Genomic DNA, 26,747 nt, shown 5'->3' with positions numbered 1-26,747 from the left:
CAAGGCTCGCGGACGCGCTCACAGGGAAGTCGTGTCGACAGATAACGCCCCGGCGGTGCGTCTTACGACGCGTACAGCTGGACCTCCGACACCTGTCCGGCAGGCCAGCCGGTGTTGGCGGTGAAGACCAGCCGCACGTACCGCGTGACCGTCGCCGATGGCAGCGACACGGTCGCCGTGTTGCCGGTGGCGGGGTCGAAGGTGGAGCGGACGGACCCGGCGAGCGTGCTGAAGGCGGAGCCGTCCGTGCTGCCCAGGACGGAGAGGGTCTGCGTCCTGGTGGCCCAGGCGCTCGCCGGAGGCAGGGTGAGGACGACCCGGGCCACCGTCGCCGCCGTCTGGAGGTCGACCTGAATCCATTGCGGGAAGGCGTTGTTGGCGCTCTCCCAGTAGGTGTCGCTGTTTCCGTCGACGGCGTTGGCGCAGGCGTACGTCTGGGTGTGGCTGCTCTCCGACACCGGCTTGTGCAGGGCGAGGTTCGGCGGCTGGCCGGTGCCGCCGCCGGTCACCGGTTGGGTGGGGCGGGTGGCGGTCAGGGCGATCTGGCCCTTGAGCATGTTGCCGCCGTCGGCCGTGAGCCGCAGGTAGTAGTCGGAGGAGCAGGCCGTGCCGTCCTCGTCGAGGGCCAGGAAGCCGGAGTTGACGGGGATCTGAGCGGAGGTGGCGGCGGTCTTGGCGATCTGGTTGCCCTCGTTGTACTCGTCGAACATCGAGATGTAGACGCCCTGGGCGCCGGCCCGCACGACGTTGTAGAACTGCCGCCACATGAAGTCCCCGTGGGCCCGCTGGCGGGCCGAGATGTCGCCGGGCAGGACGCAGGGCTGGTAGTCGATGCCCTGGGCGTTGCAGTCGGCCTGGTCGGGGACCGTACAGGAGGAGTAGAAGGCGTCGGAGTCCGCGGCGGTGCCGATTCTGCCGACCATCCAGGGCGAGATCATGTTGAAGGCGTGGTAGACGTCGAGGTAGCCGGACCGGGAGTCGTTCACGCCGGTACGCCAGTACGTGGGCACGCCGCCCATGACGTAACAGCCCTGGGCCTTGAACCAGTTCACCACGTCGAGGCATTCCGCCGGACTCCACGGGTGGTTCGGGTCGTTGAAGCCGAAGCCCCACACGCCCACCACCGGCTTGCCGCTCTGCCGGGCGTAGGCGGACGACGCGGTGTGGGCGGACATCTTGCTGGTCCAGTCGGCCTTGATCTCCGCCTGCATGGCCGACCAGCCGCTCACGTCGTACATGACGTAGAACTTCCGACCGTGCGCCTCGGCGGCGCTGCGGACCTTGGCGGCCATCGCGTCCCGGGTCGGGCCCTCGGAGCCGTTGGGGTTGAAGCGCTGGAGGGCGGCTGTGTCGCAGCCGTTCTGCTGCATCCACGTGAAGTGGGTGTCGACGGTCTGGTCGTCGTAGGAGGAGAAGAGGGTCGCGGGGGCGCCGCTGCCGAGGTTGCCGAAACCGGTCGCGTAGCCCTTGGCGTAGTCGGTCATGTCGGGCCAGGCGACGATGGCCTTGTTCGACGGGGAGGGGGCCTTGGACCAGTCCTGGCTCCAGTGCCACCACCCGTTGATCGGGGCGCCGTCACCGGGGCAGGCGAACCAGCCCTGGTAACCCACCGTGATCTTGCCGACGACATCGCCGGGCGTGCCGGCCTGGGGAGCGGCGGTGCGTGCGTACGCCGTACCGGGGGTGAGCGGCACAGCCGCCAGAACGGGTGCTGCCGCTGCCGCGGCGAGTAACGACCGTCGGGTGAGGGGCATCGGATCTCCTCGCGTCGCGTCCCGCGTGGGTAGTCCGTGGCGGGACCAGGTGTGGGGGCGGCAGAGCGTAGTCAGCCCGCGCTGCGACAGCAAGAGTTCAAGCAACTTGCGCAATAACTTGTCGACTCTCCGCAAGTAGACGTCATGAACACGGCATTCCGTTGCCAGGCAGCCGGCAGTCCGTCAAAACGGCCGGTCGTGACCGTAGACGCCTGGAAAACCCTCTGCAACTATCGGCTCGAATACCGCAATTAAGTGAATGATCGCTGCAACTTCCGTGGGAGCGCTGCTCGGTGGCGTCGGCCGTACGGGAGATCAGGGACTCCCCGCACGTGATCTATGTCATGGCACCAACAACTCCGGGACGAGAGGCACAGGAGTGACCATGCGAAGGAACCGCTCGATCTTGCGGCTGCTGGCGGGGGTGATCGCGGCGGGCCTGGTGCTGTTCGGCTTGACGACCCTGCCGGCGGCAGCCGCCGGCGGCCCCAACCTCGCGGCCGGCAGATCGGCCACCGCGAGCAGTACCAACAGCGGCTACGGCGTCGCCAATGTCACCGACGGCAACCAGGACACGTACTGGGAGAGTTCCGGCAGCTCCTTCCCGCAGTGGGTCCAGGTCGACCTCGGCAGCAGCCAGAGCATCGGCCAGGTCGCGGTGAAACTCCCCGCTGCCTGGGGTGCCAGGACGCAGACCTTCTCCGTCCAGGGCAGCGCTGACGGCGTCAGCTTCTCCACCATCTCCGGCTCGGCGGCGCACGACTTCGCCCCCGGGTCCGGCAACACGGTCAGGATCGACTTCGGCGCCACCAGCGCCCGGTACGTACGCCTGAACATCACCGCCAACACCGGCTGGGCCGCCGCGCAGGTCTCGGAGCTCGAGGTCTACGCGGCCACCTTCGCGACCGACAACCTCGCCTCGGGCAAGACCCTGACCGCGAGCAGCAGCACCTCCCCGTACACCCCCGGCAACGCCAACGACGGCAACCAGGACAGCTACTGGGAGAGCAGCAACAACGCCCTCCCACAGTGGATCCAGGCCGACCTCGGGGCCTCGGTCGGCGTGAACAAGGTGGTGCTCAAGCTGCCGTCGAGCTGGGGAGCCCGGACGCAGACGCTGTCCGTGCGGGGCAGCACCGACGGCTCGGCCTTCACCGACCTGGTGGCGTCGCACGACTACGCCTTCGACCCGTCGTCGAGCAACACGGTGACCATCACCCTGTCCACCACGACCACGCGCTATCTGCGCATCAACGTCACCGCCAACACCGGGCAGCCCGCCGCGCAGGTGTCCGAGCTGGAGGTCTACGGCCCCGCCACCGGTGACGTCACCGCGCCCAGCGCCCCGACCGGCCTGGCCTACACCCAGCCCGCGTCCGGCCAGATCAAGCTGACCTGGAACGCGGCCACCGACAACGTCGGCGTCACCGGCTATGACGTCTACGCCGACGGCACCCTGCGCACCAGCGTCGCCGGCACCGTCCTGACCTTCACCGACAGCCAGCCCGACAGCGCCACGGTGACCTACTACGTACGGGCCAAGGACGCCGCCGGCAACCAGTCGGCCAACAGCAACAGCGTCACCCGCACCGGCGCCAGTGGCGACACCCAGGCGCCGACCCAGCCCACCAACCTCGCGTACACCCAGCCGGCCTCCGGTCAGATCAAGCTGACCTGGAGCGCCTCCTCCGACAACGTCGGCGTCACCGGCTACGAGGTCTACGCCAACGACGTACTGCTCACCACGGTCGCCGGGGGCACCCTGACGTACACCGACAGCCAGCCCGACTCGGCGACCGTCTCGTACTACGTCAAGGCCAAGGACGCCGCCGGCAACCGCAGCGTCGCCAGCGCCACCGTCACCCGCAACGGCTCGACCAGCGGCAACGGGTCGAACATGGCGGTCGGCAAGCCCATCACCGCCTCCTCCACCACCCAGAACTTCGTCGCCACCAACGCCAACGACAACAGCGTGACGACCTACTGGGAGGGCGCGGGCGGCAGCTACCCCAACACCCTGACCGTCTCGCTCGGCGCCAACGCGGACGTCACCTCGCTGGTGCTCAAGCTCAACCCCGACAGCGCCTGGGGCACGCGCACCCAGACCATCCAGGTGCTGGGCCGCGACCAGAGCGCCACCGCCTACACCAGTCTCAAGGCGGCCGCCGACTACACGTTCAACCCGGCCACCGGCAACACCGTGACCATCCCGGTCACGGCCACGGTCGCCGACGTACGGCTGCAGTTCACGGCCAACACCGGCGCGGGCGGCGGCCAGGTCGCCGAGTTCCAGGTGATCGGCACCCCGGCGCCGAACCCGGACCTGACCGTCACGGGCATGTCCGTGTCGCCCTCGGCACCGGTCGAGACCGACGCCGTCACCCTGTCCGCCACCGTCAAGAACATCGGCAACCTGCCGTCCGCCGCCACCGCGGTCACCTTCTACCTGGGCACCACCAAGGCCGGTACGGCATCGGTCGGCGCCCTCGCCGCCGGCGCCTCCAGCACCGTCACGGCGAACATCGGCACGCGTGACGCGGGGAGTTACCCGCTCAGCGCCACCGTCGACGAGGCCGGCACCGTCATCGAGCAGAACGACACCAACAACAGCTACGCCAGCCCCACCCCCCTGGTGGTGAAGCCGGTGGACAGCTCCGACCTGATCGCCTCCCCCGTCGCCTGGACGCCGAACAACCCGGCCAACGGCAACACCGTCACCTTCTCGGTGGCCCTCAAGAACCAGGGCACCGTGGCCACCGCGAGCGGCGCGCACGGCATCACCCTGACCGTCACCGACACCGCGAGCGGCAGCGTCGTCAAGACGCTCACCGGTTCGTACACCGGCACCATCAACCCCGGCAGCACCACCAGCCCGGTCTCCCTCGGCACCTGGACCGCGGCCGACGGCAAGTACAGCGTCAAGACGGTCATCGCCGCCGACGCCAACGAGCTCTCCGTCAAGCAGGCCAACAACACCAGCACGCAGTCCCTGTACGTCGGACGCGGCGCCAACATGCCGTACGACATGTACGAGGCCGAGGACGGCGTCCTGGCCGGCGGCGCGGCCGTCGTCGGCCCGAACCGGACCGTCGGCGACGTGGCGGGCGAGGCCTCCGGGCGCAAGGCGGTCACTCTCAACAGCACCGGAAGCTCGGTCGAGTTCACCACCAGGGCCAGCACCAACACCCTGGTCGTGCGCTACTCCATCCCCGACTCGGCGGGCGGCGGAGGCATCGACTCCACCCTCGACGTCTACGTCAACGGGACCTTCCTCAAGGCCATCGACCTCACCTCGAAGTACGCCTGGCTGTACGGCAGCGAGACCGCTCCCGGCAACAGCCCGGGCGACGGCAGCCCCCGGCACATATACGACGAAGCCAACATGATGCTCGGCACCACCGTGCCGGCCGGTGCCAAGATCAAGCTGCAGAAGGACGCGGCCAACAGCACCAACTACGCGGTGGACTTCGTCAACACCGAGCAGGTCGCACCCATCGCCAACCCCGACCCGGCCGCGTACACCGCACCCACCGGGTTCACCCAGCAGGACGTCCAGAACGCCCTCGACAAGGCGCGCATGGACACCACGGGCACGATCAAGGGTGTCTACCTGCCGCCGGGCGACTACTCCACGTCCAGCAAGTTCCAGGTGTACGGCAAGGCCGTCAAGGTGATCGGCGCCGGACCCTGGTACACCCGGTTCAGCACCCCGGCCAGCCAGTCGAACACGGACGCCGGCTTCCGGGCGGACTCCACGGCGAACGGGTCGTCCTTCTCCGGCTTCTCCTTCTTCGGCAACTACACGTCCCGCATCGACGGGCCGGGCAAGGTGTTCGACTTCTCCAGCGTCGCCAACATCACCATCGACAACGTCTGGAACGAGCACACGGTCTGCCTGTACTGGGGCGCCAACACCGACAGCATCACCATCACCAACTCCCGTATCCGTGACACGTTCGCCGACGGCATCAACATGACGAACGGCAGCACGGACAACCACCTCAACAACATCGAGGCCCGCGCCACAGGCGACGACAGCTTCGCCCTGTTCTCGGCGATCGACTCGGGCGGCGCGGACGAGAAGAACAACCTGTACGAGAACCTGACCTCCCTGCTGACCTGGCGCGCCGCGGGCATCGCCGTCTACGGCGGCTACGCCAACACGTTCCGCAACATCTACATCGCGGACACGCTGGTCTACTCCGGAGTCACCATCAGCTCCCTGGACTTCGGCTACCCGATGAACGGCTTCGGGACCGACCCGACCAACATCCAGAACATCTCCATCGTCCGCTGCGGCGGCCACTTCTGGGGCGGGCAGACCTTCCCGGGGATCTGGCTCTTCTCCGCCTCGAAGGTCTTCCAGGGCATCCGCGTCAGCGACGTGGACATCGTGTCCCCGACCTACAGCGGGATCATGTTCCAGACCAACTACGTCGGGGGCCAGCCGCAGAACCCGATCAAGGACACCATCCTCACGAACGTGACGATCACCGGCGCCCACCGCAGCGGTGACGCCTACGACGCCAAGTCCGGCTTCGGTCTGTGGGCCAACGAGTTGCCCGAGGCAGGCCAGGGTCCGGCGGTCGGGTCCGTCACCTTCAACAACCTCAAGATGAGCGACAACTACCTGGACATCAAGAACACGACGTCCACCTTCACCATCAACATCAACCCGTAGCGGAGGGCGCCGCACACCACGAGCCCCCCGGCCGAACACCGGCCGGGGGGCTCGCTGTTGGCCCCTGTGAATAGTTCCGTAAACGAGGCCGCTCTCTTGACAGCGTTCCAGGCGAAGGACGACCCTCCAGAGAGCGCTCTCTCGGTTCTCTCCCCCTGCCAACGGCACCGCTGTCATGGCCAGTTGCGGTCGCCCTCCCCCACTTGGAGAAGGAGTACGCATGTCGATCAGAGTCAGGCGCTTCCGACCACCGCACCCCCGGCCGAACGGACGCCTCACCGTCGGCCTGCTGGCCCTCACCGCCGTCGCGGCGGTCACGTTGGCCGGCTCACCCTCGGCCACCGCCACTCCCACGGCTTCCGCGCAACCGGCCGCCGCGGTGCAACCGGCAGCGGTGCCGGCGGCGCCGACGGGCTTCACCAGCACCTGGAGCGACGACTTCAACGGCGCCGCCAACACAGGCCTGGACACCGCGACGTGGCGCTACGACGCCGGCGCCGGCAGCAGCTTCGGCACCGGCGAGATCGAGACCACGACCACCAGCACCGCCAACGTCTACCAGGACGGCAGCGGCCATCTGGTGCTCAAGGCCCTGCACTCGGGTACCGACCCGAACGCCGGCTGGACCTCCGGCCGGGTCGAGACGCAGGCCGACGGCTTCGGCGCACAGCCCGGTGGAGTCGTGCGGATCCAGGCGTCCATCCAGCAGCCGAACCTCACCACGGCCAACGGAGCCGGGTACTGGCCGGCGTTCTGGATGCTGGGCTCGCCGCTGCGCATCGGCGTCCCGTGGCCGGGCTCCGGCGAGATCGACATGATGGAGGACATCAACGGTCGCAGCTCGCTGTTCGGCACACTGCACTGCGGTGTCAGCCCGGGCGGCCCGTGCAACGAGTCCACCGGACTCGGCAGCGGCGAGCGCGCCTGCAGCGGGTGCCAGACCGGCTACCACACCTACGCGGTGGAGGTCGACAGGTCGACCTCGCCCGAGCAGATCCGCTGGTACCTCGACGGCGCCAACTACTTCACCGTCAACTCCTCCCAGATGGACGCGACTTCCTGGGCCAACGCGGTCGACCACAGCTTCTTCCCCATCTTCGACCTCGCCATAGGCGGCGCATTCCCCGCCGCGTTCGGCGGCGGCCCCACCTCCGCCACCGTCTCCGGCGGCCACATGGACATCGACTACGTCGCCGTGTACAACAAGGCCCCGGCCGGCACCTCGGGTACCAACATCGCCCAGGGCAAGCCCACCACGGCCTCGTCGGTGGAGAGCACCTCCTTCCCGGCGACCTACGCGACCGACGGCGACATCACCACCCGCTGGTCGAGCGGATTCTCCGACCCCCAGTGGCTCCAGGTCGACCTCGGCCAGTCCTACAACCTCACCCACGCGACCCTGACCTGGGAGGCGTCGGCCGCATCGGCCTACCAGCTACAGACGTCCACCAACGGCACGACGTGGACCACCATCTACTCGAACAACAACAGCCCAGCCGATCTCCAGGACACCGCACTGTCCGGCTCCGGACGCTACGTCCGGGTGTACGCGACCAGCAGAGCCTCCCAATGGGGCGACTCCCTCTACGAACTGGCGCTCTACGGCACACCCACGTCCGGCGGCACCGGCGGTGGCACTCTGCTGTCGCAGGGCAGGACGGCGACCGCCTCGTCCGCGGAGAACACCAGCTTCACCGCGCCGAACGCGGTCGACGGCAACACCGGCACCCGGTGGTCGAGCGCATTCTCCGACCCGCAGTGGCTCCAGGTCGACCTGGGCGCCGTCCACACGATCAGCCAGGTGGTACTCAACTGGGAGGCCGCCTACGGCACGGCGTTCCAGATCCAGACCTCGGCGGACGGTTCGGCCTGGACCACCGTCTACTCCACCACCAGCGGTACCGGTGGCACCCAGACCCTGCCGGTCACCGGATCCGGTCGCTATGTGCGCGTGTACGGCACCGCACGGGCCACCCAATACGGCTACTCGCTCTGGGAGTTCCAGGTTCTCGGCACCTGACACCTGACTGCCCCGGACGCCCCGGTGCGCCACCCGCGCACCGGGGCAGTCCCGGTGGTGGTCGTCCCTACGTGCCGATGGTGTCGAGTTCCGCGATCGCGTCCGCGGGAAGTTCGAGGTCGGCGGCGGCGACGTTCTCGCGCAGGTGGGCGACGGAGGACGTGCCGGGGATCAGGACGGTGGTGGCCGAGCGCTGCAACAGCCAGGCCAGGGCCACCTGCTGCGGGGAGGGCTCCAGGCGGGCTGCGACTTCGTTGAGGGTGTCGTGCTGGAGCGGGCTGAAGCCGCCCAGCGGGAAGAACGAGGCGAAGGCGATGTTCTCGGCCGCGCAGCGGTCCACGAGCGCGTCGTCCTGCCGGTTCGCGCGGCCTCTTACGGGCTCACCGGCGCTGCCAGGGAAGGTCGGCGGGCTCACCGGCCTCACGGTCTGCTCGGCTGAGGGCCCGGGCGATGGCCTCCCCGATGTCGGCGAGCTGGCCGAGCTGTTCCCGGCTGAGCTGATCGAAGACCGCCCGCCGCACCGCGGCGAGATGCCCGGGCGCGGCGGCGGCCAGGACCCGCGCGCCCTCGTCGGTGAGCACCGCCGACTGCCCGCGCCGGTCGGCGGGGTCTTCCCGCCGCTCCACCAGGCCCGACTTCTCCAGCTTCGCCACCGTATGCGACAGCCGGCTACGGGTGATCCGCAGCTGCTCGGCGAGCTGTGACATCCGGATGGACCGACCGGGGGCCGCGGACAGCCGCGTGAGTACGGAGTAGTGGGCGTGCGGCATGCCGGCGTCGCTCTGGAGCTGCCGGTCGATGTAGTCGCCGATCAGGGTGGACGCGTCCAGGTAGGCGATCCAGGCGCGCATCTCCTGCTCGTCGAGCCATGGCGTGATCTGCATAACATCATCATAGGGCTGGTTTGAAAGTTCAAACAATCTGAGTATCGTCACCGGTGTTGTTTGAGACTTCAAACAGATTCTCGTACCACCCGAGAAGGGTCCCCACCCCCATGAAGATCAGCAAGAAGCCGCTCGCCATCGCCCTCTCGACGGCGGTCCTGGCGGCCGGCGGCGCGAGCCTCGCACTCGCCGGGACCGCGAACGCCAACGCCACCACTGCGAGCGTCACCGCGAGCGAGAACGCCCAGCTCAAGCAGCTCTACGCGAAGGCCAAGGCCGAGGGCGGCAAGGTGACCGTGTACATCGGCGGCGACAAGCCCGGCCAGTGGGACTTCATAGCCGCGGCGTTCAAGAAGGCGTACCCCGACATCAAGATCAACATGGTCACCGACCTCAGCAAGAACCACGACGCCCGCATCGACAACCAGATCGCCACCCACAACCAGGTGGCCGACGTCGCCATCCTGCAGACCACGCAGGACTTCGACCGCTGGAAGAAGGAGGGCGCGCTGCTGAAGTACAAGCCCGTGGGCTGGGACAAGGTGTACGCCAACGCCAAGGACAAGGACGGCTACTACACCGGCGTCTTCTACGGCGCCTTCGCCTACATGGTCAACACCAAGCAGCTGCCTGCCGACCCGTCCAGCTTCAAGGCGTCGGATCTGCTCAAGTCCACCTTCAAGAACAAGCTGATCTTCACCTATCCCAACGACGACGACGCCGTGCTCTACGAGTTCAAGCTGATCGTCCAGAAGTACGGCTGGAGCTGGCTGAAGAAGGTCATGGCCCAGAACCCCGCCCTCGTCCGCGGCACCCCCTACTCCGCCGGGCCCGTCGCCGCCGGCACGTACCTCGCGACCGCCGGCACCACCGGCGACCCGACCCCGAACGCCACGGTCGTCCTCCCGAGCGGTGACCGCTTCAACTCCTGGGCGCAGCGCAGCGCGATCTTCAAGGCGTCCAAGAACCGGGCGACGGCCGAGCTGTTCACCAGCTGGCTGCACTCCCAGGCCGTCCAGAAGACCGCCATCGCCTCCTGGACCTGGTCCGTACGCAGCGACGTGGCCCCGCCCACCGGCCTCAAGCCGCTCTCCGCGTACAAGACCACCAACCCGGACTCCTTCGCGAAGTTCATGAGCGACCGCGCCGCCGTCGAGCGCTTCCGCTCCCAACTGCAGCTGTACGTCGGCTCCGTCACCGGCGCCGACCCCGCCGACCCCGACAACACCCTGGGCCTCAACCCCGGCGCGTTCTGAGCTCGCGTCACACGGGGGGGCCGGTCGGCTGAATTCGCACGCCACGCGACCGCCCCCATGCCGCGGGAGTGGCATCTGGGGCGGCGCCTCCGAGGAGGACCGGCGGGCGATCCGCCGCGTGCACGGCAGGCGCCAGGCGGTGGCCGAACCGCCGCGCCGGGGAAAACCCGTGGTGGATTCCGCGGCGGTGGCCGACGATGGCGGGCATGCCCATGGACGCGGTCACGGGACTGCTTGAGATCGCCTGCGACGAGTCGGGCTCGGACGGCGAGAATCTCCTCGGCGGGAACACGGATGTGTTCGCACATGCCAGCGTGCGGCTGGACGGCCGGTCGGCGGCGGAATCCATCCAGGAAATAAGGGACAGAATTCGCTCGCCGGCGCAGGAGTACAAGGCGAATCATCTGCTCCGCGAGAAACACCGCGCGGTCCTCGAATGGATGCTCGGGCCGTCGGGGCCGATCCACGGGAATGCTCACGTACATCTGACCGACAAGTCGTTCTTTGTCGTCGGCAGAGTCGTCGACCTGCTGCTCGGACATGGCACTTACCCGGCAGGTACGGGTCCGGGCCGGGATCCGCGGGCCAGGGCCACAGCCGTCACCCTGTATCGCGAGGGCCGCCGGGCGTTGGGGCACGAACGCTGGCAGGGCTTCCTCGAGGCGTCCAACGACCTGATGCGCACCAGGAGTCGTACGGATGTGACGGCGCCCGTCGAATCGTTCTTCCGCCTGGTTGACGCTCTGCGGCTCGCCGGGGCGCGGGGCCCGGTGGACGACATCATGAAACTGCTGGCGGGGGCCAGACCGCACGCCGAGTCCTTTCGGGCGCACCTTCTCGACAACCCGAAAGTGATTCCGGCTCTGGACCCGCTGATTCCCGCCATTGCGCAGACAGTCACGTACTGGAGTGCAGGCGGAGAACACATTGCGATCGTTCATGATCGACAGAACACGCTGACGGACGAGCGGGTCGCGCAGCTCCGTCACTCACCGCAGCTGCGGCTGACCGGCCTGAGGCTGGTCGACTCACGCTCCGACTCGCGGATTCAAATCGCCGATTTCCTGGCCGGCATCGCCCGAAAACTGGCGTCGGACGAACTCAACCAGCGGGGCGACGCGCAACTCACAGCCCTGCTGCGACCGTACGTGGACTCCGCCTCGACCTGGGGGGACGACCGAAGCTGGGCCCTGTTGGGGCCAACCTCCGGCGTCGGCGCCTGACCACGATCCGCAGGCCCGCGGCCGTCGTCAGCTGCCGCCCAAGGCCCGCGTCAACTCGGCCTTGTTCATGTGCGACCGGCCGTCGATGTTGCGGCGCTTGGCCTCTTCGTACAGCTGGTCGTAGGTCTGGCCCTGGGAGCCCTGGTGGGAGCGCTGACCGCCGCGCTTTCCGGAGGACATGTCCTGGAGGGAGGTGCGGCCGGCGGTCTTGGCCTCGCCGGAGCGGGCGCGCTCCTTGTTGACGGTGCGGGCGGCGATTTCCTTGGCGCGGCCTTCGCTCTCGCCGCGCTCCTGCGCGCTGTCCTTGATGTGCTCGTACTGCCGCTCACGCTTGTCGCTGGAACCTCGCGGCATGACGTTCACCCCTTCGTGTCACCTTGCCGGCGGGGGCACCGGGCGCCGACCCGGGGGAAAGCCGGGGCCCGGTGCTCGTTCACCACACGGCCGCTCTTGCCGCGTTTCGTCGGGTGCCGGCGGGCCGGAGCCGAAACCCGTCAAGCCGCCCGGACCGAGTATCCGGGCCTCCGCAGGGGAGCCTCAGGTCCAACATCGTGCTGGGCGAGGACTGATCGAGGCCCGAGCGCGTCGCGATTCCCCGGGCCCTGGCCGACCGGCCCGCTTGGACGCCGAGACCGGCCGCACCGTGATGGAGCTGCCGCGCGCCGTCGTACAGAGCGAGGGCGGCACGGCACTGCTCGCCGCCCATGACGCACAGCTCGTCGAACTCGCCGACCGGGTACCGGAGTTGCGGGACGGCCGGATCCTCCAGGACCGCTGAGCCGCCGAGAGCGGTGCGGGTGGACTACTCCGTCCGGGGCGGTGAACCGTGGCGCTCGCGCCACTCGCGGACGACGTCCTCGACGTCGAACGGCGTCAGATTCAGGGGCGGTCCGGCGGGCGGCATGCGCAGCGCCTCGCCGATCTTCTTGTTGATGTCCTCGATGATCCGGCGGACCTGGCGCTCGGACGCGGCTTTGGAGACGGCCTCGAGTGCGTCCTCCGCCTCCTTGCGCAGGGCGAGGGCGGGCGGCAGGGCGGACAACTTCTCGCGGTGCATCTTCTGCTTGATCCACCACAGCTCGTCGTACGGCCGGTCCAGGCTGGGCAGCGGTTCACCGAAACCGGGAAGTTCCTTGAAGTCGCCGCGTTCGGTCGCCTCGCGGATCTGCTTGTCGACCCATGACTCGAAGCTGACCCCTGGTGGTTTGCGCTCTGTCACCCTTCCGAGGCTACAGGCGATGCCCCTGACACGGACCGGGTCCGGCCGTAGTACCGCGGTACCACTCACCCGGGGAGGTCAGCCCCTGGGTACCACGGATGCGGCTCCAGCCGCTCGTAACGTTCCCGGTGAGGAAGGCCGGGAAGCCCCGGCAACCCGAGCGTGAGGAAGCATCCATGATCGAGGCGCAGCAGCTGACGAAGCGGTACGGGGAGAAGACGGCGGTGGACCGGCTGGACTTCACCGTGAAGCCGGGCACCGTCACCGGCTTCCTGGGCCCGAACGGGGCCGGGAAGTCCACGACCATGCGCATGATCGTGGGCCTGGACGAGCCCACGGGCGGGTCGGTGACCGTCAACGGCCGCCGCTACGCCGAGCACACGGCGCCGTTGCAGGAGGTCGGCGCGCTGCTCGAGGCGAAGTCGATCCACCCGGGCCGTTCCGCGTTCGACCACCTCATGTCGCAGGCGTACACGCACGGCATCCCGCGCCGCCGGGTGGACGAGGTCATCGAGCTGTCGGGCCTGCAGTCCGTGGCGAAGAAGCGCGCCGGAGCCTTCTCCCTGGGCATGGGCCAGCGCCTCGGCATCGCCGCCGCGCTGCTGGGCGACCCGGCGACGGTGATGCTCGACGAGCCCGTCAACGGCCTGGACCCCGAGGGCGTGCTCTGGATCCGCAACCTGCTGACCGGGCTCGCGTCCGAGGGCCGTACCGTCTTCGTCTCCTCGCACCTGATGAGCGAGATGGCGCTGGTGGCCGACCACCTGATCATCGTCGGGCGGGGCCGGCTGCTGGCGGACACCACCGTCGAGGACCTGATCCGCCAGGCCGGCGGCGACACCGTGAAGGTGGCCAGTGAGGACCCGGCGCGGCTGCGCGAGGTCCTGGCCGGTCCCGGTGTCGAGATCACCGGCCGGGCCGGCTCGGAGGAGCTGCAGGTCACCGGTATGGCGGCGCGCTCCATCGGGATGAAGGCCGCCACGGCGGGCATCGCGCTGTTCGAGCTCACTCCGCGGACCCTCTCCCTGGAGGAGGCGTTCATGGACCTGACCCGTGAGTCCGTCGAGTACCACGGCGGCACGACCGTCTCCGAGGCCTTTGAGACCCCGGAATCCCTCGAGACCGCCGGGAGCGCAGCATGAGCACCGTGACGACCCAGGCACCGACGTCCGTCCCCGCCGAGGCGACGCGTCCGGTCTACAAGGTGACCGGGGTGCGCGTCGTGCGCTCCGAGTGGGCGAAGTTCTGGTCGCTGCGCTCCAGCTGGATCACGCTGGGCCTGGCGCTGATCTTCATGCTGGGCTTCGGCCTGATCAGGCTGGCCCGCTACAAGTCCATGATCACCTCCGGCGACACGCACGGCGGCGGGGATCTGGCCACCGCCGACGCGGTCAGCCTCTCCCTGTTCGGGATCAACTTCGCCCAGCTGGCCCTGGGCATCCTCGGTGTGCTGGTCACCGCCGGCGAGTACTCCACCGGGATGATCCGCTCGACGCTCGCGGCCGTCCCGCGCCGCCTGCCGGTGCTGTGGTCCAAGGCCTCGGTGTACGGCGTGATCGCCCTGGTCCTCGGGACGGTCGGCGCGTTCGCCGCCTTCCTGTTCGGCAGCGGCATCATCTCCGGGACCCCGGCTGCGCTCTCGCTCTCCGACGCGGGAGTCGTCCGCAGCCTGTTCGCGGCCGGCCTGTACCTCGGCCTGATCGCCGTGATCGGCATCGCGCTGGGCGCGCTGCTGCGCTCGGTCGCGGGTGGCATCGCCGTCCTCGTCGGCGCGCTGATGCTGGTCCCGGGCCTGGTCGAGCTGCTGCCGACCACCTGGCAGAACAACGTCAGCCAGTACCTGCCCAGCAACGCGGGTGAGTCGATGTTCGCCCTGCACCACTCCGCGAACACGCTCTCCCCCGCCGCCGGCCTGGCCGTCTTCGCCGGCTGGACCGTGCTCGCCCTGGCCGGCGCCGCGTACCGTCTGGTACGGACCGACGCCTGACCGAGGGCATGCCCTGCAACCGACGACACCCCCGGGGAGCGCGACACGCCCCGGGGGTGTCGCCAGGGCGGTCATCGCCCACGATGGACAGGTGAACCGCGTGACGACGCAAGACCCGATCTGGGGGCACCCCCAGGTCGCCCGGCTGAGCCGCGCCGGACGGCGGCTGTGGCAGGCCGACCGGGACCGGCCGTGGATGCTGGACGCCGCCCTGGTCTTCGCGGTCTTCCTGATCAGCGGCCTCCCCGATCTGCTCCGCGACGGCCACCACGAGCCGGCCCTGCTCGCCCAGACGTCCACGGCGAACGTGCTCCTCCTGCAGGCCGGGCTGATCCTGCCGTTGCTGTGGCGGCGCAGGGCACCCTTCGCGGTCTTCAGCGTGATCGCGGCCGTGTTCATCCTGCAGTGGTCCCTGAACGTGTGGATGCGCGCCGACCTTGCCCTCTTCGTCGCCCTGTACAGCCTGGCCCGGCACGGCGCCCTGCGGTTCCTGCCCTGGGCGGCCGGTATCACCGTCGCCGCGCTGGCGGTGGTCTTCGTCCGGATCTACAGCCTGGTGGACGTGTTCGCCGCTCTGTTCTTCCTGGGTTGCGCCGCCACGGCGGCCGTCGCTCTGGGCCTGGGGCTGCGGATCGCGCAGGGTTATCTGGCCGCGCTGCGGGACCGCGCCGCCCGGCTGGAGGTCGAACGCGACCAGCGCGCCATGCTCGCCGCGGCGGCCGAGCGCACCCGCGTGGCCCGCGAGATGCACGACATCATCGGCCACAACCTCTCCGTCATCATCGGTCTCGCCGACGGCGGCGCCGCCGCGGCCGACCTCGCGCCCGAGCGCAGCAAGGAGGCGCTCCGGCTCATCGGCGGCACCGGCCGCCAGGCCCTCGGCGAGCTGCGCCGCATGCTGGGCGTCCTGCGGGAACGTACGGAGAACGGCGCGGCCGTCCCTCAGCTCAGCCCGCAGCCCGGCATCGCCGACCTCGACGCCCTGTGCGAACGCGTCCGGGCCGCCGGGCCCCAGGTCGTCTACCGCACCGTCGGGAACGTGGACGCGCTGGACCACGGCGTGCAGCTGACGGTCTACCGCATCGTGCAGGAGTCGCTCACCAACACCCTCAAGCACGCGGGCACCGACACCCGCGCCCAGCTCACGCTGGCCGCCGAGGGCCAGGAGGTCCGCATCATCGTCGAGGACACCGGCCCGCCCGACGGCACCAGACGCCGCCCGGCGCCGGCCGAGGACGGGCACGGGCACGGGCTCGCGGGCATGCGGGAGCGCGCCGCCCTCTACAGCGGCACCATCACCGCCGGACCCCGCCCCGGCGGTGGGTGGACCGTGAACGCCCTGCTGGACCTCGCCCCCCACGACCTCACCGCACAGGGCGGAGCATCGTGACCACCGTGCTCATCGTGGACGATCAGCCGCTGCAGCGCTTCGGCTTCCGGATGCTGCTGGAGAGCACCCCCGGCACCCAGGTCGTCGGCGAGGCGGCCCACGGTGCCGAGGCGGTGCGCAAGGTCGCCGAGCTGCGACCCGACGTGGTCCTCATGGACGTACGGATGCCCGGCATGGACGGCATCGAGGCCACCCGCCGCATCGTCGCCGGCGGCGGACGCTCCCGCGTGCTGGTCCTCACCACCTTCGACCTCGACGAGTACGCCCACACCGCGCTGCGCGCCGGAGCCAGCGGCTTCCTGCTCAAGGACGCTCTGCCCGAGGAGCTGCTGGCCGGCATCCGCGCCGTCGCGTCCGGCGACGCGGTCATCGCGCCCGGACTCACCCGCCGCCTGCTCGACGCCTACTCCCACCACCTGCCGGGCCACCCGCAGGACGGGAAGGCCGCCGACGACCCCCGGCTGCGCAATCTGACCGAACGTGAACACGAGATCCTGGTCGCCATCGGCCAGGGCTGGACGAACGGGGAGATCGCCGAACGCCTCGTGCTGTCCGAGTCCACCGTGAAGACCCACGTCGGACGGGTCCTGGCGAAGATCGGCGCCCGCGACCGGATCCAGGCCGTCATCACCGCCTACGACCTCGGTCTGGCGCGCCCCAACGGCCCCGACTGAAGGTGAACCGGGGCTCACGGTGCCCGGGTCACCTCACCCGGCCACGCGCCTTCAGCGGCACCGGGGGCAGTTCCGGAGCGGGCAGCGGGGCGCCGTCGTAGCCCTTCACCTCGCCGAAGCGGGACCCGGACATCCAGTCGGCACGGGCCTGGGCGATGTCGTCGCCGGTCCGCCCGACGAAGTTCCACCACATGACGATCCGCTCGGCGAAGGGCTCGCCGCCCAGCAGCATGAGGCCGCTGTCGACGTCGGCCCGCAGCGGCAACTCCGTACGGCCGGAGCCGAGGTAGAGCATGGATCCGGCCTCGACGGGGACGCCGTCCACCACGGCGGCGCCGGACATGGCGAGGACGGCGTACTCGAAGTCGCGCTCCAGCGGGAGGCGGGCGTCCGTGCCGGCCGCCAGGGCGACGTCGGCGCCGACGATGGGGGTGTAGGTGGTGCCCGGGGAGGAGGCGCCGTCGACGGAGCCGAGGATGACGGTGGCGCGGAGCCCGCCGCCGCCGGCCGCCACCGGGAGGTCGGCGTGGTGCTCGAAGGCCGGGGCGACATTGCGGTGGGCGTCGGGGAGGGCGACCCAGAGCTGGGCGCCGTGGAGGACGCGCGAGTGCGGCCGCGGGGACTCCTCGGAGTGCGCGATGGCGCGGCCGGAGGTCATCAGGCCCAGCTCGCGGGGGCGTACGGTCTGCACGCTGCCGAGGCTGTCGCGGTGCAGCACTTCGCCGTCGTGGAGCCAGCTGACGGTCTGCAGGCCCATATGCGGATGCGGGGGCACCTGCATGCCGGGCTCGTCGGCGATGTCGTCGGGACCGTAGTGGTCGACGAAGCACCACGCGCCCACCATGCGGCGGCCGAGGTTGGGCAGCAGGCGCCGGACGACGGTACTCTCGCCGACCGGCACCACGCGGCCGGTGAGCAGCTCGTGGACCGGCTGCGCCGACACGTCGTCGCGGCCTCCGCAGACGGTCGGCGCGGCCTTCACGTCAAGATTGCTCATACGCCCGACGGTACGCCGACGGTGGGTCAGCGGCCTTATGAAGTGGCGCTGTGGACGCCGTGGATCATGTCCCACGCCTCGCCGACGTATCGCTCACGGTCACCGAGATGCAGGTGCGGGAAGTACTTCTTGAGACCTTCCACGGCCTGCTGCTCGGATTCGTGGCAGTCACGCAGAAGGAATATCGCCTTGCGCAGGATGTCGTTGTCCATGAATTCAGGTTAGGCAGCGCAAGAGCTGTTCAAGCGCGTTGCGGGCCCCCATGACCGAAGCAGAGACGGCTTTTTGCCGTCCCCATACTCACGGCTTATTTACTCCGCTCAATAGCGTCGCGGGTATCTCAACAGAGCACGCACGGAGGAATTCACCAAGGCTCTTGGCCTGCGGATCGGCCCGGGTCGAGGCGGCCACACCGTCGCCGAGGAGGCCGTGTACGACGAAGTTCAGCGCGCGCAGATTGGGCAGCTCGTAGCGGCTGACGGGGAGTCCGGCGGCCTCGGGCAGCAGCTCGCGCAGCGCGTCCACGTCCAGGGTTCGCCGCAGCCAGGCGTACGCCTCGTCGTCGCGGGCCCACAGGCCGACATTGGCGTCGCCGCCCTTGTCGCCCGAGCGGGCGCCGATGATCCGGCCGAGCGGGGCGCGGACGGTGGGGCCCTCGGGACTCCGCCCCGCGTCCGTGGCGGAACCCTGCGCCGGTATCGCCGGCCGCCGGGCCTCGCGGGCCTGACGGGGCGGCTCCGGCACGGCGAGGCGGCTGCCCTCCGCAATGCCCTCCGAAAAGCCCTCCGCAATGCCCTCCGGAGAGTTCTCCCGCCCCAGCACGGCCTCGGCCCGTACGGCGTCGGCGGCGATCAGCGCCGGCCAGTAGACGCCGTACTCCTCCGCCTTCGGGGAGAAGTGCTCCAGGTGCAGCCCCGGGTAGCCGGACAGGCCGGTGCCGACGACGGCGGAGAAGAGCGAGCGGCCCACCTTGTCCGGGTCGGGGTCCTTGACGGTGAGGGTGAGGCGGGCCGTGGTCCCGGTGCCGGGCTCCAGGCGGGTTTCGTACGTCTCGAAGCGGTCGGGGCCGCCGGTGGCGTCGAGCAGGGTGGCCTCGGCGAAGGCGGCCTTGGCCTCGATGTCCAGGCCGGTGAGGACGAAGACGGCCGCATTGCGATAGCCGCCGCGGTAGTTGAGGCAGACCTTCAGGGTGTCGGGGGCGGGCTCGCCCCGGGCGCCGCTGACCAGGACGCGGTCGGGGCCGAGCTGGTCGAGGGTCACGGTGTCGAAGCGGGCCGTGACGTCGGGGTTGAGATAGGCGGGCCGGTCGATCTCGTACAGCAGCTGGGCGGTGACGGTGTCCACGGTGACGGCGCCGCCGGTCCCGGGGTGCTTGGTGATGACGCTGGAGCCGTCGGGCCGCAGCTCGGCGATGGGGAAGCCGGGGCGTACGGGCTGCCCGATCTCGGTGAAGAAGGCGTAGTTGCCGCCGGTGGCCTGGGCGCCGCATTCGATGATGTGCCCGGCGGTGACGGCTCCGGCGAGCCGGTCCCAGTCATCGGGCGGCCAGTCGAAGGCCCAGGCGGCGGGGCCGACGACCAGCGAGGCGTCGGTGACCCGGCCGCAGATCACGACGTCGGCCCCGGCCCGCAGCGCCTCGGCGATCCCCCAGCCGCCGAGGTAGGCGTTGGCGGTGACCGGATCCACCCCGGCCTCGGCGAGTGGCCGCCCGCTGGACAGGTGAGCGAAGTCATGTCCCTGGTCCTGGAGTTGCGGGAGCCGGGGCAGCAGGTCGTCGCCCTCGACATGGGCGATGCGGGGCCGCAGACCGACGGCCGACGCCAGTTCGCCGAGCTTCTTCGCCAGCCCCGCCGGGTTGAGCCCGCCCGCGTTGACCACGACCTTGATGCCGCGCTCCAGGCAGGTGCCGAGCACGTCGCGCATCTGGGCGAGGAAGGAGACGGCGTAACCGCCCTCCGGGTCGCGCTGTCGGGCCTTCCAGAGGATCAGCATCGTCAGCTCGGCGAGATAGTCGCCGGTGAGGACGTCGATCGGGCCGCCTTCGACCATTTCGCGTGCCGCGGAGAGGCGGTCGCCGTAGAACCCCGAGCAGTTGGCGATCCGCAGGACGTCAGGCCGCTCGGAGGGACTCGATCCGGGCACGTGCCTCCTCGGGCGACAGATAGATGTCGGTGACCTCGAAGTCCCGCAGCCTGGCCGGGCGCCGGGCCTGGAAGCCGGTGCGCACGAAGTCGTCCCCGGCCACCGAGTTCAGCAGCCAGCCGGCGGCCGTACGGAAGCGGGCGGGGAAGGTGCGCAGCGCGCCCAGATGATATCCCCGGGCGACGAGCTGCGCAGGCGGTCCGCTGAGCGGGACGCCGAGCGGCTTGGAGACCGCCTGGGCGCCACCGAGGTCGACGACGAGGCCGAGGTCCCGGTGCTCGTACGGCTTGAGGGGATTGCCGCGCAGTGCGGCGACCACGTTCTCGGCGGCGGCCTTGCCCTGGCGCATGGCGTGCTGGGCGGTGGGCGGGCAGATGGCGTCGCCGCCTCCCTTGGCGAGGTCCGGGACGGCGGCGGAGTCACCGAGGGCGAAGACCCCGTCGGCGCCGGGGACTTCCATCTCGGCGTTGACATGGAGCCGGCCCTTGACCGTCTCGGTGCCGAGGGTGGCGACCAGCGGGCTGGCGGCGACGCCGGCGGTCCAGATCAGCGTGCGGCAGGGGATCTTACGTCCGTCGGTGAAGGTGACCAGATCCTCGCCGGCCTCGGCCACCGAGACACCGAGGGAGACCTCGACGCCGCGCTTGCTGACGATCTCCAGGGCCTTCTGACCCAGCTTGTCGCCGAGTTCGGGCATCAGCTTGGGCGCGATGTCGATCAGATGCCACTTGATGAGCCCGGGGTCCAGACGCGGGTAGCGCTTGACCGCCGCCGCGGTGAGCCGCTGCAGGCAGGCCGCGGTCTCGGTGCCCGCGTAGCCGCCGCCGACCACGACGAACTGCAGCCGCGAGGCGCGCTCGGCCTCGTCGGTGCTGGCGGAGGCGAGGTCGAGCTGGGTGATGACGTGGTCGCGGATGTACGCGGCCTCGGCGAGCGTCTTCATACCGCGGCCGTATTCGGTGAGGCCGGGGATGTCGAAGGTCCGGGTGACACTGCCGGGGGCGAGGATCAGGTAGTCGTAGCGCTCGACGAACTCCTCGTCGGTGATCTTCTTGATGACCACGGCCTTGGCGGGCGCGTCGACCCCGATCGCCCGTCCGGGGATGATCACCGTACGGCGCAGCATGCGGCGCAGCGCCACGGCCACCGCCTGCGGGGTGAGGACACCGGCCGCGACATGCGGCAGCAGTGGCAGATACAACTGGTGGCTCCACGGGGACACCAGGGTGATGTCGGCCTCGTCGGGCGACAGCCGTCGCTCCAGGCGGTGCGCGCACTCCAGGCCCGCGAATCCGCCGCCCACCACCAGGATCCTCGGTCGACTCATGGCTCGCCTCTCATGGGGCTGTTTCACGTACTGCGGCCACGCTCGCACAGGCACCCTACGGCCGCGAACGGAGCACTACCCCGAGCGGGGGCATGCAATCCGGCCTAGCGTCCGAATAAGTAGTGCCCCGACAGCCCCGGGCAGCGGCGGGCAGCCCCGGCGACCCCCGGTGCGACCCCGGTGCGACCCCCGGCGGGAGTGAGGACGGCTCATGAGCCACGCCAGACCCGAGACGCCGCCGCACGGTTTCGGCGCGGAGCTGCGGGACGCGATCAGCCTCCGCGCGTTCGCGCTGGTGCTGGGTGGCCTGGTGGTGCAGCTGGCCTTCATCGTGTCGTACCTCGGGGCCTTCCACTCCCCCACCCCGCACCGGATCCCGGTCGCGGTGGTCGCCGCCGACCAAGCCCGGGGGCAGATCGTGGCCAAGCTCAACGCCCTGTCCGGCGACCCGGTGAAGGCCACCCCGGTCGCCGACGAGGCCACCGCCCGGCGGGAGATCCTGGACCGTACGGTCGACGCGGGCTTCCTCTACAACGCGACCGGGACGACGGACACGCTGCTCGTCGCCTCGGCGGGCGGCCCCTCGGTGTCGCAGACCGCCGCCCAGATCGCCCAGCAGCTGGAGCAGGCGCGGCAGCGGCAGGTCACCGTCACCGACCTCCGGACGCCCAACAAGGGCGACGGGCGGGGCATGACCTCGTTCTACCTGGTGGTCGGCTGGGTCATCGGCGGCTACCTCACCGCCACCATCCTCGGCATGGCCGGCGGCGCCCGCCCCGCCAACCGGCACCGCACTTTCATCCGGCTCGGCGTCCTGGCCCTGTACGCGGTCGTGTCGGGCATCGCGGGCGCGGTCATCGTCGGGCCGGTCTTCGACGCCCTCAGCGGGCACTTCTGGCAGCTGGCCGGGGTCGGCGCCCTGGTGGTCTTCGCGGCGGCGGCGACGGCCTCGGGCCTGCAGACCCTCTTCGGGCTGCTGGGCACCGGCCTGTGCATCATCCTCTTCGTCGTCCTGGGCAACCCCAGCTCCGGCGGCGTCTACCCGGACGCGCTGCTGCCGCGTTTCTGGCGGGCCATCGGCCAGGCCATCCCGCCGGGCGCGGGCACGACCCTCGTACGCAACACGGTCTACTTCCACGGCCACGACACCATCCACGCCTGGTGGGTCCTCGGCGCCTACGCCGTCGGCGGCTTCCTGGTCACTCTGCTTGTCGTGCTGTGGACCGGGCGTCGGTCACGCGGCACCGGACCGGCCCCTTTGCCAGCAGTGTGATCCCCGCGCCGAGCGGGACGTCGGCGTCGACGGCCTCGAACGCGTACGACTGAAGCAGTACGGCCAGACCGAGCACCGACTCCAGCATCGAGAAGTGCTGCCCGATGCACGCGCGCGGCCCGCCGCCGAACGGGAACCAGGCATAGCGCGGCCGCGCCGCCTCCGCCTCCGGCGTGAAGCGCTCGGGGTCGAAGCGGTCCGGGTCCGGCCAGTGCTCCGGGTGACGGTGCGTGACCCAGGGGCTGACCAGGACGTCGGCGCCGGCCGGGATGCGGTGGCCGCCGATCTCGGTCTCCGCCACGGCCCGGCGGCCCACCACCGGCGCGGACGGATACAGCCGCATCGTCTCCTTCAGCACCATCGTCAGATACGGCAGCGTGTCCAGGTCCGCCGCCGTCGGCGGCCGGCCCCCGAGGACCCGGTCGAGCTCCTCGCGTACCCGCTGCTGCTCCTTGGGGTGCCGGGCCAGCAGATGCAGGGCGAAGGCGAGCGCGGTCGCGGTGGTCTCGTGGCCGGCGAGCAGGAAGACCAGCACCTGCTCACGGAGTTCGCCGCGGTCGAGGCTGCCGTCCTCGTCGTTCCCGGCACGTACGAGGAGGCTGAGCAGGTCCTCCTGGGGGTCGCCGTGCGGGTCTTCGGCGCGGCGCCTGTCGATGATGGTGTCGCAGAGCGCGTACAGCTCGGCCTGGGCGCGGGCGGCGCGGCGGTTGGCGGGGGTGGGCCAGTCGCGGGGCGGCTTGAGTGGCGACAGCGCGCGCTTGAGGGCGTGGTCGCTGAGCAGCGGCAGACTGCGCTCCACCACGGCGATCGCCTCCTCGACATCCGTGCCGAAGAGGATGCCCCCCACGATGCGCAGCGCGAACCGGTGCATCTCCTCGACCAGTTCCACTTCCGCCGTCCCGCGCCAGGTCGCGGCGAGGGCGGCGGCCTCGGTCGTGACGGCCGCCGCGTATCCGTCCACCCGGCGGCGGGTGAACAGCGGCTGGATCAGCCGGCGTTGGCGCAGGTAGTCCGCGTCCTGGCTGGTGAGCAGACCATTGCCGAGGGTCTGCCGCACCTCTTCGTAGAAGACGTTGTCCTTGCGGAAGTTGGCCGAATCCGTGCCCAGCACGCGCTGTGCACCGTCCGGCGAGAACACCGCGTAGAAGTCCTGCCGCAGCCCCGGCGGTCCGGCGCTGAAGCGGACCACATCGCCCTGCTCGCGCCGCGCCCGCAGATACGCCGCCAGCGGATCCCTCAGCAGGTCCACCATCGAACCGAGCAGCGGCATCCCCGCCGCGCTCGGTGCCTCCGCCGCCGCTGTGCCCGTCCCCGTCGCCATGCGGCCATTCTTGCCGCGGTGGGCGGGGCTGAGGCTCGTTGGCCCGAGACTGTCCGGATTAGGGTGGCCGCATGGCACCTTCCGACGAGTTGCTCGACATCGTCGACGAGCATGACCGCGTCATCGGGCAGGCGCCGCGCGGCGAGGCGTACGCGCGGGGGCTGCGCCACCGGTGCGTCTTCATCCACGTACGGGACGGTCAGGGCCGGGTCTTCGTCCACCGGCGGACCGCCGACAAGCTGGTCTTCCCGTCCCTGTACGACCTCTTCGTCGGCGGTGTCGTCGGCGCGGGCGAGTCCTACGACGCCGCCGCGCTGCGCGAGGCCGAGGAGGAGCTGGGGGTGTCCGGACTGCCGCGGCCGGAACCGCTGTTCAGCTTCCTGTACCAGGGGACGGGCGAGGCGGCCGGCCACACCTGGTGGTCGAGGGTCTACGAAGTGCGCTGCGAGCTGCCGGTCGCGCCGCAGGCCGAGGAGGTCGCCTGGCACGCCTTCCTCCCCGAGGAAGAGCTGGCCCGGGTCCTCCCGCTGTGGGAGTGGGTGCCGGACGGCCTGGAGGCCTACCGGAGGCTGCGCGAACCGGGGTCCGGCTGATCCTGCCCGGGCCCGCGAGACTCCCCCAGCTAGTGCCGCGCCGGACGAACATTGCCGGGCGCGGCACTGGACACTGCGAGGTGCTCCCAGCGCCTTGCGGTGCGCCGCGCCAGCCGCCGCGGCCCGTCCGACCCTGATCGCCCCGGCAGGGCCTAGTGTGGCCGATGTGATCGACTTCGTACGGGGCCTGCCGACACGGGCGCGGCTGTGGCTCTCGCCGCAGGACATCCGTACGGAGGGCACGACCCCCGACTACCGCTTCTCCCTGGCCAACGAGCGGACCTTCCTGGCCTGGCTCCGCACCGCCCTGGCCCTGATCGGCGGCGGCTTCGCCGTGGACCAGTTCCTGCCCCACCTCCACCGGCCCGTACGGGTCACCCTCGCGGTGCTGCTTCTGGTGGGCGGCGCCATGTGCGCCGTCCGGGCCGTCAACCACTGGGTGCGCTGCGAACGGGCCATGCGGCGCGGCGAGGACCTGCCCGTCTCGCGCTTCCCCACGCTTCTGGCACTGCTCGTCGCGGCCGTGGCCCTGCTGATGGTCGTGGTCGCGGCCGTCGGGTGGGCCGGCTGATGTCCGGGCCCGTCGCCGATCGCGATCCCGGCCTCCAGCCCGAACGCACCCGCCTGGCCTGGCGCCGCACCACCCTCGCCTGCACCGTCGCCGCCATCCTGGCCGTCCGTCAGGCCCTCCACCGCGGCCTCTCCCCCCTGGCGCTGGTGGCGGTGGCACTGTGTGCGGTGGTCTGGCTGGCCTTCCTCGCGGTGGCCCAGGCCCGGATCGCCGCTCTCGGCGCCGGCGAGCCGACGCCGCTGGCGTTGCGTACGGCCGTTGTCGCGGCGGTGTGCGTGGTCGCATTGGTTTTCGGGGCGTCATTGATTGCGTGAGCGTGTCATGTACTCTCCCAAGGGGAAGTAAAACGTCGGGCGGCGTCCATGACCAGATGCCGCCTCGTTGAAACGTGGGGAAACGGGGAAAAGTTGATCCGCATACGGTTGAGCTCCGAGGCGCTCGCGACCGCTCGCTTCGTGGTGTCGCCACTGATGCATATCAGGGGTGCGATGAGCCCCGGTTATCCTCGGTCAGCCGAGATACACGAAACCCTGAAGCGGCGAAAACTGCGGATACTCAGCATTCTGCACAGGGAATGCAACGGCGACGGTCTGGTGCTTCCGCCGGCTGTGTCCACCGACTTCCATCCCGATGTCGACACCGAGTTACAGCAGATAACGACGGCTCCGGCCCCCTTTGTCGATCGCATCGTGAGCCGCCTCCGCAAGAGCCGGAACACCGAGTTCCACTCTTTCGCCGAACTGGACGAGCGGGAATTCGCCGAGCTCTTCGCCTCGGAGCTCGAACAGGTGTGGAAAGACTGCCTCGCGCCGCATTGGTCCGCCATGGCGTCCCAGGCCGAGGCGGACATCGACCACCGCGGCCGCGCCGCGGCCCGGGCCGGTCTGGGTGCGGTCCTGGACACCCTGCATCCGTCGATCGCCTACCGCGAGGACACGCTCAGCGTGGCCGGCGGATGTGAGGGCGACGTCGATGCGGCAGAGCGCATCACCCTGTACCCGACCGTGCTCAACCGGATCTGCCGGGCGGACATCGAGGCGTGGCGTGCGGTGGGCGTGCGGCTCAGCTATCCGGCACGGGCGCTCCATGGCACGGACGAGCAGGTCACCCAGGCCCTGAGCGAGGTGCTGGGCCATACCCGCCTCACCCTGCTGGCCGACCTCGGCGTCCCTCGTACGACCGCCGAACTCGCCGACCTGCACCACCTGAGCCGGTCCACCGTGTCCTACCACCTGGCCCGGCTGCATCGCGCGGGACTGACGACCCGAACCCGGTCGGGCAGCAGCGTGTACTACCAGGTGTCCGCGGACGGCGGCCGGCTTGTGGTGGGGGGGGGCCCCCCCCCCCCCCCAAAAAACCCGCGGGATTACGAGAGGGCGCACCCCCGTGGTTTGTAAAAGGTTTTTTTTTTATAGTGGGGACAGGATTTGAATTG

The 26,747-nt window shown here is 70.2% G+C and carries 23 protein-coding genes and 1 pseudogene; 14 read left to right on the top strand and 10 right to left on the bottom strand.

Going from position 1 to position 26,747, the window contains the following annotated elements; translation table 11 throughout:
• Positions 1-62 precede the first annotated feature (62 nt).
• Positions 63-1,754, bottom strand: coding sequence for a discoidin domain-containing protein (locus ACFXJ5_RS30365; protein ID WP_384637962.1), 1,692 nt, complete (start codon positions 1,752-1,754; stop codon positions 63-65).
• Positions 1,755-2,139: 385 nt separating this feature from the next.
• On the opposite strand from ACFXJ5_RS30365, the gene ACFXJ5_RS30360 reads away from it, so the two are divergent.
• Together ACFXJ5_RS30360 and ACFXJ5_RS30355 are read left to right on the top strand one after the other, a co-directional pair.
• Positions 2,140-6,435 carry a discoidin domain-containing protein gene (locus ACFXJ5_RS30360; RefSeq protein ID WP_384637959.1) on the top strand — a complete coding sequence of 1,432 codons (4,296 nt, stop codon included), beginning with the start codon at positions 2,140-2,142 and terminating at the stop codon, positions 6,433-6,435.
• A gap of 220 nt (positions 6,436-6,655) precedes the next feature.
• On the top strand, positions 6,656-8,455 hold the full coding sequence (locus ACFXJ5_RS30355) for a discoidin domain-containing protein (RefSeq protein WP_384637957.1): 1,800 nt from the start codon (positions 6,656-6,658) through the stop codon (positions 8,453-8,455).
• 67 nt (positions 8,456-8,522) lie between these two features.
• Here ACFXJ5_RS30355 and ACFXJ5_RS30350 read toward each other — a convergent pair.
• Both ACFXJ5_RS30350 and ACFXJ5_RS30345 read right to left on the bottom strand, forming a co-directional pair.
• Positions 8,523-8,819, bottom strand: a pseudogene (locus tag ACFXJ5_RS30350) (aldo/keto reductase); the annotation flags it as partial.
• Between the two features lie 16 nt (positions 8,820-8,835).
• On the bottom strand, positions 8,836-9,339 hold the full coding sequence (locus ACFXJ5_RS30345; RefSeq protein WP_384637954.1) for a MarR family winged helix-turn-helix transcriptional regulator: 504 nt from the start codon (positions 9,337-9,339) through the stop codon (positions 8,836-8,838).
• 110 nt (positions 9,340-9,449) lie between these two features.
• Between ACFXJ5_RS30345 and ACFXJ5_RS30340 the strand changes: the two genes are divergently transcribed.
• On the top strand, positions 9,450-10,595 hold the full coding sequence (locus tag ACFXJ5_RS30340) for an ABC transporter substrate-binding protein (protein WP_384637951.1): 1,146 nt from the start codon (positions 9,450-9,452) through the stop codon (positions 10,593-10,595).
• Between the two features lie 206 nt (positions 10,596-10,801).
• Complete coding sequence (locus tag ACFXJ5_RS30335) at positions 10,802-11,818, top strand: DUF3800 domain-containing protein (RefSeq protein WP_384637948.1); 1,017 nt, start codon at positions 10,802-10,804, stop codon at positions 11,816-11,818.
• 27 nt (positions 11,819-11,845) lie between these two features.
• Here ACFXJ5_RS30335 and ACFXJ5_RS30330 read toward each other — a convergent pair whose 3' ends face one another.
• A complete protein-coding gene (locus ACFXJ5_RS30330; protein ID WP_384637946.1) occupies positions 11,846-12,172 on the bottom strand; it encodes a plasmid stabilization protein in 327 nt (108 codons plus the stop codon).
• 265 nt (positions 12,173-12,437) lie between these two features.
• Between ACFXJ5_RS30330 and ACFXJ5_RS30325 the strand changes: the two genes are divergently transcribed.
• Complete coding sequence (locus ACFXJ5_RS30325; RefSeq protein WP_384637943.1) at positions 12,438-12,596, top strand: hypothetical protein; 159 nt, start codon at positions 12,438-12,440, stop codon at positions 12,594-12,596.
• A gap of 24 nt (positions 12,597-12,620) precedes the next feature.
• Here ACFXJ5_RS30325 and ACFXJ5_RS30320 read toward each other — a convergent pair whose 3' ends face one another.
• The gene (locus tag ACFXJ5_RS30320) at positions 12,621-13,037 is read right to left on the bottom strand and encodes a DUF1992 domain-containing protein (protein ID WP_384637940.1); all 417 of its coding nucleotides are present in this window, start codon (positions 13,035-13,037) and stop codon (positions 12,621-12,623) included.
• A 176-nt stretch (positions 13,038-13,213) separates the two neighbouring features.
• Here ACFXJ5_RS30320 and ACFXJ5_RS30315 point away from each other — a divergent pair, with 176 nt between their 5' ends.
• The 4 genes from ACFXJ5_RS30315 (at position 13,214) to ACFXJ5_RS30300 (ending at position 17,088) form a co-directional block, all read left to right on the top strand.
• The gene (locus ACFXJ5_RS30315) at positions 13,214-14,179 is read left to right on the top strand and encodes an ATP-binding cassette domain-containing protein (RefSeq protein ID WP_384637937.1); all 966 of its coding nucleotides are present in this window, start codon (positions 13,214-13,216) and stop codon (positions 14,177-14,179) included.
• On the top strand, positions 14,176-15,024 hold the full coding sequence (locus tag ACFXJ5_RS30310) for an ABC transporter permease (protein WP_384637934.1): 849 nt from the start codon (positions 14,176-14,178) through the stop codon (positions 15,022-15,024). Before ACFXJ5_RS30315 ends, ACFXJ5_RS30310 begins: the two co-directional genes overlap by 4 nt.
• Positions 15,025-15,115: 91 nt before the next feature.
• On the top strand, positions 15,116-16,414 hold the full coding sequence (locus ACFXJ5_RS30305; protein ID WP_384637931.1) for a sensor histidine kinase: 1,299 nt from the start codon (positions 15,116-15,118) through the stop codon (positions 16,412-16,414).
• On the top strand, positions 16,411-17,088 hold the full coding sequence (locus ACFXJ5_RS30300; protein ID WP_384637928.1) for a response regulator: 678 nt from the start codon (positions 16,411-16,413) through the stop codon (positions 17,086-17,088). The genes ACFXJ5_RS30305 and ACFXJ5_RS30300 overlap by 4 nt, the downstream gene beginning before the upstream one ends.
• Before the next feature lie 28 nt (positions 17,089-17,116).
• Here the strand turns inward: ACFXJ5_RS30300 and ACFXJ5_RS30295 are convergent, their stop codons facing one another.
• The 4 genes from ACFXJ5_RS30295 to ACFXJ5_RS30280 form a co-directional block, all read right to left on the bottom strand.
• Positions 17,117-18,085: a pirin family protein gene (locus tag ACFXJ5_RS30295; RefSeq protein WP_384637925.1), complete on the bottom strand. Its 969-nt coding sequence runs from the start codon at positions 18,083-18,085 to the stop codon at positions 17,117-17,119.
• A gap of 35 nt (positions 18,086-18,120) precedes the next feature.
• Entirely contained in the window at positions 18,121-18,297 is a 177-nt protein-coding gene (locus ACFXJ5_RS30290; RefSeq protein WP_384637922.1) for a hypothetical protein, read from the bottom strand.
• A gap of 88 nt (positions 18,298-18,385) precedes the next feature.
• Positions 18,386-20,134, bottom strand: coding sequence for an acyclic terpene utilization AtuA family protein (locus ACFXJ5_RS30285; RefSeq protein ID WP_384638116.1), 1,749 nt, complete (start codon positions 20,132-20,134; stop codon positions 18,386-18,388).
• 61 nt (positions 20,135-20,195) lie between these two features.
• Positions 20,196-21,554 carry an NAD(P)/FAD-dependent oxidoreductase gene (locus ACFXJ5_RS30280; protein WP_384637919.1) on the bottom strand — a complete coding sequence of 453 codons (1,359 nt, stop codon included), beginning with the start codon at positions 21,552-21,554 and terminating at the stop codon, positions 20,196-20,198.
• 211 nt (positions 21,555-21,765) lie between these two features.
• Here ACFXJ5_RS30280 and ACFXJ5_RS30275 point away from each other — a divergent pair, with 211 nt between their 5' ends.
• Positions 21,766-22,827: a DUF3533 domain-containing protein gene (locus ACFXJ5_RS30275; protein WP_384637916.1), complete on the top strand. Its 1,062-nt coding sequence runs from the start codon at positions 21,766-21,768 to the stop codon at positions 22,825-22,827.
• Here the strand turns inward: ACFXJ5_RS30275 and ACFXJ5_RS30270 are convergent.
• Positions 22,754-24,148 (bottom strand): cytochrome P450, encoded by a 1,395-nt coding sequence (locus ACFXJ5_RS30270; RefSeq protein WP_384637913.1) that lies wholly within the window; start codon positions 24,146-24,148, stop codon positions 22,754-22,756. The two genes, ACFXJ5_RS30275 and ACFXJ5_RS30270, sit on opposite strands and share 74 nt — an antisense overlap.
• A 71-nt stretch (positions 24,149-24,219) precedes the next feature.
• On the opposite strand from ACFXJ5_RS30270, the gene ACFXJ5_RS30265 reads away from it, so the two are divergent.
• The 4 genes from ACFXJ5_RS30265 (at position 24,220) to ACFXJ5_RS30250 (ending at position 26,709) form a co-directional block, all read left to right on the top strand.
• Complete coding sequence (locus tag ACFXJ5_RS30265; protein WP_384637910.1) at positions 24,220-24,741, top strand: NUDIX hydrolase; 522 nt, start codon at positions 24,220-24,222, stop codon at positions 24,739-24,741.
• A gap of 166 nt (positions 24,742-24,907) precedes the next feature.
• Complete coding sequence (locus tag ACFXJ5_RS30260; protein WP_384638113.1) at positions 24,908-25,312, top strand: YidH family protein; 405 nt, start codon at positions 24,908-24,910, stop codon at positions 25,310-25,312.
• Positions 25,312-25,626: a DUF202 domain-containing protein gene (locus ACFXJ5_RS30255; RefSeq protein WP_384637907.1), complete on the top strand. Its 315-nt coding sequence runs from the start codon at positions 25,312-25,314 to the stop codon at positions 25,624-25,626. The genes ACFXJ5_RS30260 and ACFXJ5_RS30255 overlap by 1 nt, the downstream gene beginning before the upstream one ends.
• A gap of 48 nt (positions 25,627-25,674) precedes the next feature.
• Positions 25,675-26,709 carry an ArsR/SmtB family transcription factor gene (locus ACFXJ5_RS30250; RefSeq protein WP_384637904.1) on the top strand — a complete coding sequence of 345 codons (1,035 nt, stop codon included), beginning with the start codon at positions 25,675-25,677 and terminating at the stop codon, positions 26,707-26,709.
• Positions 26,710-26,747: the final 38 nt, after the last annotated feature.

Source organism: Streptomyces sp. NPDC059373, assembly GCF_042751495.1.
In the GTDB taxonomy this organism is placed as follows: Bacteria; Actinomycetota; Actinomycetes; order Streptomycetales; family Streptomycetaceae; genus Actinacidiphila.
The sequence above is the reverse complement of the archived record's forward strand: the minus strand, read 5'-3'. Positions and strand labels throughout refer to the sequence as shown.